The following is a 12,118-nucleotide window of genomic DNA, read 5'->3' as shown; positions in this document are numbered from 1 at the left end:
CTTAAAGGAGCTTGCCGAGAGCGACTGCCGTGTCCGACATACGGTTGGAGAAGCCCCATTCGTTGTCGTACCAGGTCAGGATCGACACGAACTTGCCTTCCATGACCTTGGTCTGGTCCATGTGGAAGACCGAGGAATGCGGATCGTGGTTGAAGTCGACCGAGACGTTCGGGGCGAGCGTATAGCCGAGAACGCCCTTGAGCGGACCTTCGGCCGCAGCCTTGATCGCGGCATTGACCTCTTCCTTCGTCGTGTCGCGCTTGGCGACGAACTTGAGGTCGACGACCGAGACGTTCGGGGTCGGCACCCGCATGGCGAAGCCGTCGAGTTTGCCCTTGAGTTCCGGCAGCACCAGGCCGACGGCCTTGGCGGCACCGGTCGAGGTCGGGATCATCGACAGTGCCGCTGCACGGGCGCGGTAGAGATCCTTGTGCATCTGGTCGAGCGACGGCTGGTCGTTCGTATAGGAGTGGATCGTCGTCATCATGCCGTGATCGATGCCGATGGCGTCATTCAGCACCTTGGCGACCGGTGCAAGGCAGTTGGTCGTGCAGGATGCGTTGGAGATAACGAGATGATCCTTCGTCAGCTTGTCATGGTTGACGCCGTAGACGACGGTGAGGTCGGCGCCATCGGCCGGTGCCGAAACGATGACGCGCTTGGCGCCGGCTTCGAGATGGGCGGCAGCCTTGTCGCGGGCGGTGAAGATGCCGGTGCACTCCATCGCGATGTCGACGCCGAGTTCCTTGTGCGGTAGTTCGGCCGGGTTGCGGACGGCCGTTACCTTGATCGGCTTGCCGTTGTTGATGACGATCGCGTCGCCTTCGACCTTAACGTCGGCCGGGAACCGACCGTGGATCGAGTCGAAGCGCAGGAGGTGGGCGTTGGTCTCGACCGGGCCGAGGTCGTTGATGGCGACGACTTCGATATCCGTGCGGCCGGATTCGACGATGGCGCGAAGCACGTTGCGGCCGATGCGGCCAAAACCATTGATGGCGACTTTCACTGTCATGTCGGGTCTCTCCCTGTCAGCGTGGCGTTGAAACATATAGGGGGCGCCGTAAGCGCGCCCACCGGTTGATCAAGACAATTTGGCTTCGGCGGCGGCGACCACCGCTTCCGGCGTGATGCCGAAATGCTTGTAGAGGTCCTTATAGGGGCCCGAAGCGCCGAAGCTCGACATGCCGATGAAGGTGCCGTCGCTGCCGATCAGATGATCCCAGCCCTGGCGCACACCGGCTTCGACCGCGATCTTGACCGGCGAATTGCCGATGATCGCTCGCTGATAATCCTCGCTCTGCTCGGCAAAGAGCTCGACGCAGGGAACGGAAACGACGCGCGTCGCAATGCCCTTGGTCGTCAGCGTCTGGCATGCCTTCACCGCGATCTCTACTTCCGAACCGGTGGCGAATATCGTCACTTTTGCATCGCTGGCGGTGATGAGGTCATAGGCACCGCGGGCACAGAGATTTTCCTCTTCGTATTCCGTGCGCACCGCCATCAGGTTCTGGCGCGTCAGTGCGATCGCCGAAGGACGCGCACGGCTTTCGAGCGCGAGCTGCCAGCATTCGGCGGTCTCCGTTGCATCGGCCGGGCGGAAAACCAGGAGGTTTGGGATCGCCCGCAGCGAGGCGAGGTGTTCGACGGGCTGATGCGTCGGACCGTCTTCGCCCAGGCCGATGGAGTCATGCGTCAGCACATGGATGACGCGGATGCCCATCAGCGCGGCGAGGCGGATGGACGGGCGGCAATAGTCGGAGAAGATCAGGAATCCGCCGGAATAGGGGATGAGGCCGCCATGCAGCGCCATGCCGTTCATGGCGGCGGCCATGCCGTGCTCGCGCACGCCGTAATGGATATAGCGGCCGGCGAAGTTATCCGGGGTGATCGAATGGGTCTGGCTCGTCTTGGTGTTGTTGGAGCCGGTCAGGTCGGCAGAGCCGCCGACCGTTTCGGCGAGAACACCGTTGATGACTTCGAGCGCATCCTCGGAGGCCTTGCGGGTGGCCGGAGACGGTCTGGTCTCCGCAAGCTTCTGCTTATAGGCGCCGATCGCCGGGGCGAGGCTGCCTTCCAGGTCGCCGGCGAAGCGGCGGATGAACTGCGCCTTCTTCTCGGTCTCGGCGGATTCCAGCCGTTCGTCCCACTCCTTGCGCGCTTTGGTCGAGCGCAGGCCCGCAAGCCGCCAGGCGTCCAGGACGTCGGAGGGAACGGTGAAGGCTTCGGCTTCCCAGCCGAGCGCCTTGCGGGTCGCGGCGATTTCCTCGGCGCCGAGCGGCGATCCGTGCACCTTGTGTGTGCCTGCCTTGTTCGGCGCGCCGAAGCCGATGACGGTCTTGCAGGCGATCATCGTCGGCTTGTCGGACTTCTGAGCCTCCTCGATCGCGGCGGCGATCGCATCCGGATCATGGCCGTCGACGGCGATCGTGTGCCAGTTGCAGGCGCGGAAGCGGGCGTGCTGGTCGGTCGAGTCGGCGATCGAGATCGGGCCGTCGATCGAAATGTTGTTGTCGTCCCAGAAGACGATCAGCTTGTTGAGCTTCAGATGACCGGCAAGCGCGATCGCCTCCTGGCTGATGCCTTCCATCAGACAGCCGTCGCCGGCGAGCACGTAAGTGTAGTGCTCCATCAGCTCGGCTCCGAATTCATCGCGCAGCTTCCGTTCGGCGATCGCCATGCCGACGGAATTGGCCAGCCCCTGGCCGAGTGGGCCGGTCGTCGTCTCGATTCCGGCTGCGTGGCCATATTCCGGATGGCCGGCCGTCCGCGAGCCGAGCTGGCGGAAATTCTTGATCTCGTCAATGGTGATGTCTTCGTAACCGGTCAGATAGAGCAGCGAATAGAGCAGCATCGAACCGTGACCGGCCGACAGAACGAAGCGATCGCGATTGGGCCAATTGGGCTGCTTCGGGTCGAAGCTCAGATAACGGGTGAAGAGAACCGTTGCTATGTCGGCAGCACCCATGGGAAGGCCGGGGTGGCCGGAATTTGCCTTCTCGACGGCGTCCATGGAGAGGAAACGGATTGCATTCGCCATCCGGTCGTGTTTTTCGCGAGAGATCATGACTGTTCCGTTTGGTTCGGTGGTCAGGGACGGTCTCTAATCCTCCAAAGACCGTATGAGAAGCGGCCCGACACATAGCAGGTGCGCCGCGCGAGTCAACAAATTCAGGCCTTCCGCGACGGGATGGCGGCGAACTTTTGCGCCCCGTTCCGCGCGTGGCGATGCGGTCTCAGGAGGCGACTTTCCAGGTCCGATTCGGCCATCCACAGCTTGCCTCGAGCAATTGCTCCGCCCGGCATTGTTGAGAGTTGGGGAATGGGTTTAAAAAGGATGTTCCGATACGGTCGGTTGCGCCGGCGATTCGGAGCGCAGGGCTGTTTGCCGATCATGTTCCGACGGACATACGGAGCTCTGCCACCTGGTTCAAGGCATGAGGAGGCGGTCCACAGTCTCCCATCCCGCGCTCGTGAGGTTTCGGAAGGATGCCGGCAAAGACGGTAAAGGCAGCGATCGAGGAGTTGCAGAACGCAGTCCAATCTCTTGAGATCGCGCTGGACGGCCGTTTTGACAAGGAAAGGGACGTGGGCGAGTTCGAGGACGAAGTGCGGCGGGTCAATACGGACCGGTCGCGTCTGGCGCAGGAGCTCGACCAGTCGCAATTCCGGGCCAACCGCCTGGAAGAAGTCAATCGCGAGGTTTCCCGCCGGCTGGTCACGGCAATGGAGACCATTCGGGCAGTGCTGGATCGCTGAGGTTCTTGAAGCATGGCACAGGTGACGGTGACGATCGACGGCAAGGCTTACCGGATGGCCTGCGAGGAGGGGCAGGAGGACCATTTGAGCGAACTCGCCGCCAGGTTCGATCGATATGTCGGCCATCTCCGGGGGCAGTTCGGCGAGATCGGCGATCTCAGGCTGACGGTCATGGCGGGCATCATGGTGATGGACGAACTGAGCGAGGTCGACCGGCGGCTGAATACCCTCGAGGCCGAGGTCGAGAGCCTCAAGACGAGCCGCGAGACGCAAGTTTCCGACCAGATGCGCAATGAGGAAGCGGTCGCAGCGGCTCTCGGGGAGGTGACGGCGCAGATCCACGCCGTCGTAGCCAGGCTCAACGGCCGCCCGACGTCCGCCAACTGATATTGGTGCGCCGGCGCGCGGAAGCTCGGCTTCCGGATCAAATTCAGCGGCATTCGCAAATCCCGCTCTGGCGAAAGCGCCGAAGACGTTCTATATCTGCCGCGCGGTCTGCGCTTCCCGACAGGAACCACAATCCCCGGGGCCATACACGATCTCAAGGGAGCTGTCCCTGGCCGGACCCGTGGGTTCGGACATACGGCGCCCACCTACCTAGTAGGTACCCGGGATCGTAAACTATCCATCGGTCGTCGTGGATCGCACAACTTCTCTTTCAGCTTCGTTCGGTCCCCGAAAGGCGCGGCGAAGAGCGTCTGACATCGCATCGACCGCTTGCGATCGCTTGTCCGTCCTTGTCCGTAGCACGACCTTGGACAGGTCGATGATGCCGAAGCCGTCAGTCTCGGTGAGCTCGCGGCAATCGGGCGGAATGACGCTGCGCGACAGCGGCGCTACGGCCAGTCCCGATAGGACGGCCGCAATCAGGCCGCTGGTCGTGCGGCTTACGAAGGCAATGCGGCTCTCTATTCGGCGTTGCTTCAGGTTCCGCATGGCAAGATCATCGCACCACCCGCCTTCGATATAAGTATAGGTTGCGATCGGCAGTGGTTGGCGTTCATGGGTTGCGTGCTGGTCGGAGGTCACCCAGACCGTGGGATCGATCATGAGCACTTCGTTTCGGCTCCTACCGCCCGGCTCGAACACGACGGCAATGTCGATCTCGCCGGCTTCGAGCGCCGCCAGATTGGACATCGAGGTTCCCTGGTGCACGGTTATCTCGACGTCGGGATGGATGGCCGCAAAGGCGCCGAGCGCCCTCGGCAGTGCGGAGTTGATATATTCCTCCGAGATCCCGATCCGGACCGAGCCTCCGAGGGCCGGCTGCCGCATCGCCGCCGCCGTATCGTCAAGCAGCGAAACGATCCGCCGTGCGTTGTCGACGAGGCGCCGGCCATGCGCCGTCGGCACCACGCCGCGGGAATGACGCTCGAACAGCGGCAGACCAATCAGTTCCTCCAGCCTCTTGACCTGCATGCTGACGGCGGATTGCGTACGCCGGACCGTATCGGCAGCCCGCGTGAGATTGCCGGCCTCGGCGACTGCCAGAAAGGTCCTGAGCAATTCGCTGTCAAGGGGGATCGACACCCGGTTCACCATTAGGAAAATTGATGACAGGCATGTTCGCAATTCGTTTGCCGCATGTCAATGCGCAGTCGAAAATGAGGGCGCCGCAATCATCAGAGGTGATCGCCATGGGTGTCCTGGTTGCCCCAGCATTTCGCAACGTCCGCCGTTCGACACCACTTGAGGGCGCGCTTTGGCGTTGGCGCCTCCGGTTTGCGATACGGGCCGAATGGGCTCTCCTTCTCCGCCGGCGTGACCCTCGCCTCATCGCAGAAGCCGGTATCGCGGACGCGCTTCATGGGGGCGGCTGCGTCCAGCAGCCGCTTCGTCAGACCCATTGGATGCTATGAGATCAGCCCGAGCCGGACGTCGCGCACATGGCTTCCGTAGGATTGCGCGCCTCGAACCCCGCATCACGTCCTGAAGCGCCTCGTCGATGCGTTCGAGCGGGATGTCAGTTTCGACCGACGTGCCAATTTTGCCCGGCAACGGCTTGAACCGCCCATTTCTCGCATCCGAGGCGGCCCGCAACGTCCTCTGGCCGCAACTCCCGAGCTCGTGTCGAGACGGGAAGGGTGGAGCTTTGTCGCGAAATGTTGCAAAAGCGACGGCGACATGGTTCCAGCCGGGGGCGGCTTGCGCTACTCGGTTGCAGGATCGGACATGCCATGGAGGGGGCGCTCGATGTCGCCAAAGGACTTGAAGGCCGCGCTGAGGAATGAGCGTCTCGCCCTGCGTGACGCGATGCCGGCGGAGGTTCGCATCGAGGCGAGCCTTGCCATGGCCGATCACGCGGCCGAGGTCATCGCGCTCGATCCGGGCCATGTGGTCTCGGGGTTCTGGCCGATCCGCTCGGAGGCCGACATCCGTCCGTTGATGGTCCGGCTCAGGGACCGCGGCGCCCGGCTGTGCCTGCCGGTCATCCTGGACAAGAAGACGATCGTCTTCCGTGAGCTCGTCGATGGTGTCGCGGTGGTCGAAACCGGGTTCGGCACGACCGGGCCCGGCCCGGATGCGCCGGAAATCGATCCGGATATCATGCTGGTGCCGCTTTCCGCTTTCGATGCGACCGGCCATCGGATCGGTTACGGCGCCGGCTACTACGACCGGGCAATCGACCGTTTGCGCGGCAAAGGTCACATGCCGCGGCTGATCGGGATTGCATTCGACTGCCAGGAAGTGGCATCAGTGCCGGCTGAACCGCATGACGTGGCGCTGGACGCCGTGCTCACGGAAAGCGGTTTCCGGCATTTTTGAGCGGGATTGAACGGCAATGCGACTTCTGTTTCTGGGAGATCTGGTAGGCAAGACGGGCCGCACGGCGGTCTGGGAGCGCCTCCCGGGGCTGATCGGCGACCTGAAACTCGATTTCGTGGTCGTCAATGGCGAGAACGCCGCCGGCGGTTTCGGTATCACCGAGGAGATCTTCCTGGAGACGATCAATGCCGGCGCCGATGTGGTGACGACCGGCAACCATGTCTGGGACCAGAAGGAGGCGGTGGTTTTCTGCGAGCGGCATGACCAGTTCCTGCGCCCGGCGAACTACCCGGCCGGCACGCCCGGACGCGGCTCCAATCTCTATTTCGCCCGCAACGGTGCCCGCGTGCTCGTCGCCAATGTAATGGGCCGGGTGTTCATGCATCCTGAACTAGACGACCCCTTCACTTGCGCCGAGGCGATCCTCGAGGCTTGCCCGCTCGGCGAGCAGGCCGATGCCGTCGTTTTTGATTTCCACGCCGAAGCGACGAGTGAGAAACAATGTTTCGGCCACTTCGTCGACGGTCGCGCCAGCCTCGTCGTCGGCACGCACACCCATGTGCCGACCGCCGACCATCAGATACTCAATGGCGGCACCGGCTATATCAGCGATGCCGGCATGTGCGGCGACTACGATTCCTCGCTCGGCATGGATAAGGAGGAGCCGCTCAATCGCTTCATCTCGAAGATGCCCAAGGGCCGCTTCGAGGCGGCCTCCGGTCCCGCCACCATCTGCGGCGTCGGTATCGAGATTTCCGACCGCACGGGCCTCGCCGAACAGATTGCACCGCTGAGGCTGGGGCCGAGGCTCGGCGAGACGATTCCCGAGTTCTGGTTATAGGACACGAGTCCGCGCGGCATCCGGTTGATATTCAACTGTTTCGCGTGGCCCCTCCCGTCGGACAGGCGCTTGGCAACTGCGCGCCGTCTCCTGTCGGTTGGCTTTTTCCAAGTGACAGTCATTGCGAATAGTGGCAGGTTAGCTCCCAAAATCAGAGCCGTTCAGAGCGGCCGCTGTTCGCAAGTTTCCATGTAGATCGAAAAGCCAGGGCCGAGAGCGGTTTGAAGCCGCAGGCAGTTGTACGGTTGCTCTGGTACCGCCGGTGGTGAATGCCACGGGTCCGAAATGTCGCCACGGCAACCGATTTAACCCCGCCGGGCGACTTGATGGTCAAGTGTCTGGAGAGCGGTCATGTTGCGAAAATGGCGCCTGCCGGCGATCGTCGGCCTTTCTATCTCCTTTCTCATCGCGGGATCCGCAGGCGCGCAAGATGCGCAACTGCCGACGGTGACGGTCGCCAAGCCCGTGGTGCGCGACGTCATCGACGCGGACGAGTTCATCGGCCGCTTCGAGGCGGTCGACGAGGTTTCGGTCCGCTCTCGCGTCGGCGGCTATCTCGATCGGGTTTTCTTCACCGACGGTGCGATGGTGAAGCAGGGCGACAAGCTCTTCATGATCGACCAGCGCCCGTTCACCATGGCGCTTTCGCAGGCGGAGGCGACGCTCACCTCGGCGGAGTCGACGCTCGCCTACGCCGAAGCCCAGTTCAAACGGACGGAATCGCTTGCCGGCACCGGCACGCTCTCTGTCTCCAAGCTTGACGATGACCGCCGCGCGCTGCTCGCTGCGCAGGCCAATGTCCGCGGAGCACAGGCCGCAGTGGATCGGGCCCGGCTCGATCTGGAATATACGACGATCACCGCGCCCATCACCGGCCGCGTCGACCGGCGGCTGCTTTCGCCGGGCAATCTCGTTCAGGCGGATCAGACGGTGCTGACGACCATAGTCTCGCTCGATCCGATCGATTTTTATTTCGACGTCGACGAGCGCCGGGTGCTGGCCTATGCCCGCACCGCCCGCGAGCGGGGCAGTGCGCTGCAGGAGGGGGCCGGATCGCTCTCGGTCCTGGTGACGATCGCAGACGCCAACGAGGCGCCCTTCGAAGGCAACCTCGACTTCTCGGAAAACCGGGTGGACAACCAGACGGGCACTATGCGCCTGCGCGCGCGGTTCTCCAACCCGAGTCTCATTCTCCAGCCGGGCCTGTTCGGACGCGTGGAGGTCGAGGGTTCCGACACCTATCAGGCGATCCTCATCCCGGATGAAGCGATCGCCGCCGACCAGAACGAAAGGGTCGTCTATGTCGTCGGCGAGGACGGTAGCGTCACCACAAAGCCGGTGCGCCTTGGTCCGCGGCTGCACGGCTACCGCGTCATCCGCAGCGGCATGACGGGTAACGAAACGATCGTGGTCAACGGGCTCATGCGGGTGCGCCCCGGGGTCAAGGTGAAGCCGGAGCTCATCGAGCTGCCGCAGGAGTCGGCGCAATCGGCGGAGGCTCAGCAATGAGATTAGCGCACTTCTTCGTCGACCGGCCGATCTTCGCCTCGGTGCTGTCGATTGTGCTTCTGATCGTCGGCGGCATCGCCTATTTCCAGCTTCCGGTCGCACAATATCCGGAAATCGCACCGCCCACCATCGTCGTCAGGGCCTCCTATCCCGGGGCGGATGCTGAGACCGTCGCCAATACGGTCGCGACACCGCTCGAGCAGCAGATCAACGGCGTCGAGGACATGCTCTACATGTCGTCCTATTCGACGGCGGACGGCTCGATGGCGCTGACGATCACCTTCAAGCTCGGCGCGGATCTCGATCAGGCGCAGGTGCTGGTGCAGAACCGCGTCGCCATTGCCGAACCGCGATTGCCCGAGGACGTGCGGCGCATCGGCGTCACCACCTCAAAGAGCTCGCCGGACCTGATGATGGTGGTCCACCTGCTGTCGCCGAACGACCGCTACGACCAGCTCTATGTCTCCAACTACGCGCGCACGCGCATTCGCGACTTGCTAGTGCGGCTGGACGGGGTGGGCGACGTCACGCTCTTCGGTGAGCGCGAATATGCACTGCGCGTCTGGCTCGACCCGCAGAAGCTCTCGGCCTACGGCATGACCGCAGGCGATGTCGTCGAGGCGCTGCGCCAGCAGAACGTGCAGGTCTCGGGCGGCGCGATCGGCGGCCCGCCGATGTCGGGCGACGCCGCCTTCCAATATACGGTGACGACGGACGGCCGCTTCAGCGACGCCCGCCAGTTCCGCTATGTGATCGTCAAGGCGACGGAGGACGGCAGGCTGGTGCAGTTGCAGGACGTTGCACGCGTCGAACTCGGCGCACGCGAATACGTCACCAACAGCTACCTGAACGGCAGCCCCGCCGTCGCACTCGGGATCTTCTCGCGTCCAGGCACCAATGCGCTGGCCGCGGCGGACGCGATTCAGGCGACGATGGCGGATCTTTCACGGGACTTTCCAGAGGGACTGGAATACCGGATCATCTACAACCCGACGGAGTTCATCTCGGAATCGATCGACGAGGTCTACAAGACAATCGGCGAGGCGGTGGTTCTCGTCGCCTTGGTGGTTGTCGTCTTCCTCCAGTCCTGGCGCACGGCGATCATTCCGATCGTCGCCATTCCCGTTTCGCTGATCGGCACCTTCGCCGTGCTTTTCGCCTTCGGCTTTTCGCTGAACATGCTGACGCTTTTCGGCCTGGTGCTGGCAATCGGCATCGTGGTCGACGATGCGATCGTCGTGGTCGAGAATGTCGAGCGGAATCTCGCGCGGGGCATGACGCCGCGCGAGGCAGCCCATGTTACGATGGACGAGGTGGGTGCGGCCGTCATCGCGATCTCGCTGGTACTAACCGCGGTCTTCGTGCCGACCGCCTTCATCCCCGGCATTTCCGGCCAGTTCTACCTGCAGTTCGCCGTCACGATCGCTGTTGCGACCGTGATCTCGGCGTTCAATTCGCTGACCTTGTCGCCGGCGCTTGCGGCCATTCTCCTGCGCCCCCATGACGATCAGGCGCAGGAAAGCCGCAATCCGCTGAGCCGCTTCGGCCGAAGGCTCGCCGATAGCTTCAATACCGGTTTCGACCGTATGGCGGACGGCTATGCCTGGGTGGTGCGCCGGCTGGTCGGGACAGGGCTCGCGATTGCCGCTGTGCTCTTGGTCTTCGTCGGCCTGCTCGGCGCCACCTGGTACATGGCGCAGGTCGTGCCGCGCGGATTCATCCCGACGATGGACCAAGGCTATGCCATCGTCGTCATCCAGCTCCCCGAGGGTGCCTCGCTCGAGCGAACCGACGCCGTTGTCCAGCGTGCGTCGGCGATGATACGGGACGTGCCGGGCGTCAGGGACGCAGTGGCCTTTGCCGGCTTCAATGGATCGACCTTCACGAACGCCAGCAATTCCGGCGTGATCTTCACGCCGTTCGAAAGCTTTGAGGAGCGGCTCGAACATGGGCAAAGTGCCGACCGGGTCATCGGCCAGATCTTCGGCGCGATGCAAAGCGTACAGGAGGCCTTCATCATCGCCGTGCCGCCGCCGTCCGTGCGCGGCATCGGCAATTCCGGCGGCTTCAAAATGCAGATCATGGACCGCCAGAACGCCGACATGCGGCGCGCACTGGCTCTTGCCTATCAGATGATGGGGGCCGCCAGCCAGACCGAGGGCCTGACAGGCGTCTTCACCACCTTCTCCGCCTCGAGCCCGCAATTCTTCCTGGCGATCGACCGTGACAAGGCGCGGGCGCTGAACGTGCCGATTCCCAACATCTTCGAAACGCTGTCGATCAATCTGGGCGCATCCTATGTGAACGATTTCAACGCCTTCGGCCGGGTCTACCAGGTCCGTGCCCAGGCCGATCAGCAATACCGCATGGAGCGGGACGACATCCTGGCACTCAAGGTGCGCTCCGCCTCCGGCGCGCTGGTTCCGCTCGGAACACTGGTCGAGATCCGCGACACAAGCGGGCCCGCTCTCGTCCAGCGCTACAACATGTATGTATCCGTGCCGGTCCAGGGCAACCCGGCGCCGGGTGTCTCGACCGGTGCCGCGCTCGACAAGATGGAGGCGCTTGCAGCTGAGATCCTGCCGCAGGGCACGACCTTCGAATGGACCGAGCTTGCCTTCCAGGAGCGACAGACCGGCAACACGGCCGTCTTCATCTTCGCGCTCTCGGTGATTTTCGTCTTTCTGGCGCTCGCGGCGCAATATGAGAGCTGGGTCCTGCCGCTGGCGATCATCCTGATCGTGCCGCTCGCTGTTCTCGCCGCTCTCGTCGGAGTCTCGCTTCGTGGCATGGACAATAATGTGCTGACGCAGATCGGCCTCATCGTGCTTATCGGCCTTGCCGCCAAGAACGCAATCCTCATCGTCGAATTCGCGCGCCAGGGCGAGGAGGAGGGTCTCACGCCGATCGAGGCGGCGATCGAGGCGAGCCGGCTGAGATTGCGCCCGATCCTGATGACGGCCTTTGCATTCATTCTCGGCGTCGTGCCGCTGGTGATCGCGACCGGGCCCGGCGCGGAGATGCGCCAGTCGCTCGGAACCGCGGTCTTTTCCGGCATGCTCGGCGTCACCTTCCTCGGCCTGTTCCTGACGCCGGTCTTTTATGTGGCGCTGCGGTCGATGCGCAGGAAGCGCGCGCCCTCGGCGGCGCCGGCGCCGGCACCTGGGGAATGAAGCCGGCGTTCCAGCTTGGTAGGACGCAACCGCAATGACGCAATTGTGAGCGGCCGGCGGCCTCCAGGCGCTG

The 12,118-nt window shown here is 63.4% G+C and carries 8 protein-coding genes, 1 other RNA gene and 1 pseudogene; 7 read left to right on the top strand and 3 right to left on the bottom strand.

The genetic code is table 11. From position 1 onward, the window contains the following. Position 1: 1 nt before the first annotated feature. Positions 2–1,012, bottom strand: coding sequence for a type I glyceraldehyde-3-phosphate dehydrogenase (gap, locus tag AC4P1R_RS12830; RefSeq protein ID WP_069459169.1), 1,011 nt, complete (start codon positions 1,010–1,012; stop codon positions 2–4). Positions 1,013–1,081: 69 nt separating this feature from the next. Continuing rightward, positions 1,082–3,064, bottom strand: a complete 1,983-nt coding sequence (tkt, locus tag AC4P1R_RS12825) for a transketolase (protein WP_069459170.1) — start codon at positions 3,062–3,064, stop codon at positions 1,082–1,084. Positions 3,065–3,486: 422 nt separating this feature from the next. On the opposite strand from tkt, the gene AC4P1R_RS12820 reads away from it, so the two are divergent. The 3 genes from AC4P1R_RS12820 to ssrS all read left to right on the top strand — a co-directional run bounded on the left by AC4P1R_RS12820 (position 3,487) and on the right by ssrS (position 4,404). Further along, a complete protein-coding gene (locus tag AC4P1R_RS12820) occupies positions 3,487–3,756 on the top strand; it encodes a DUF4164 domain-containing protein (RefSeq protein ID WP_069459171.1) in 270 nt (89 codons plus the stop codon). Between the two features lie 12 nt (positions 3,757–3,768). Beyond that, positions 3,769–4,143 carry a cell division protein ZapA gene (locus tag AC4P1R_RS12815; protein ID WP_069459172.1) on the top strand — a complete coding sequence of 125 codons (375 nt, stop codon included), beginning with the start codon at positions 3,769–3,771 and terminating at the stop codon, positions 4,141–4,143. Positions 4,144–4,245: 102 nt separating this feature from the next. After that, positions 4,246–4,404, top strand: a non-coding RNA gene (ssrS, locus tag AC4P1R_RS12810) — 6S RNA. A 90-nt stretch (positions 4,405–4,494) separates the two neighbouring features. On the opposite strand, the pseudogene AC4P1R_RS12805 reads toward ssrS, so the two are convergent. Further along, a pseudogene (locus AC4P1R_RS12805) lies at positions 4,495–5,298 on the bottom strand (LysR family transcriptional regulator); the annotation flags it as partial. Between the two features lie 651 nt (positions 5,299–5,949). Between AC4P1R_RS12805 and AC4P1R_RS12800 the strand changes: the two are divergent. From AC4P1R_RS12800 to AC4P1R_RS12785, 4 genes are all read left to right on the top strand, one after another. After that, complete coding sequence (locus AC4P1R_RS12800) at positions 5,950–6,522, top strand: 5-formyltetrahydrofolate cyclo-ligase (RefSeq protein WP_069459174.1); 573 nt, start codon at positions 5,950–5,952, stop codon at positions 6,520–6,522. A 16-nt stretch (positions 6,523–6,538) separates the two neighbouring features. After that, positions 6,539–7,363, top strand: coding sequence for a TIGR00282 family metallophosphoesterase (locus AC4P1R_RS12795; protein WP_069459175.1), 825 nt, complete (start codon positions 6,539–6,541; stop codon positions 7,361–7,363). Between the two features lie 351 nt (positions 7,364–7,714). Beyond that, on the top strand, positions 7,715–8,872 hold the full coding sequence (locus AC4P1R_RS12790; protein WP_069459176.1) for an efflux RND transporter periplasmic adaptor subunit: 1,158 nt from the start codon (positions 7,715–7,717) through the stop codon (positions 8,870–8,872). Continuing rightward, positions 8,869–12,045, top strand: a complete 3,177-nt coding sequence (locus tag AC4P1R_RS12785) for an efflux RND transporter permease subunit (protein WP_069459177.1) — start codon at positions 8,869–8,871, stop codon at positions 12,043–12,045. Before AC4P1R_RS12790 ends, AC4P1R_RS12785 begins: the two co-directional genes overlap by 4 nt. Positions 12,046–12,118: the final 73 nt, after the last annotated feature.

Source organism: Sinorhizobium sp. Y406 (assembly GCF_058732025.1).
This window is presented reverse-complemented; position numbering and strand designations above follow the sequence as displayed.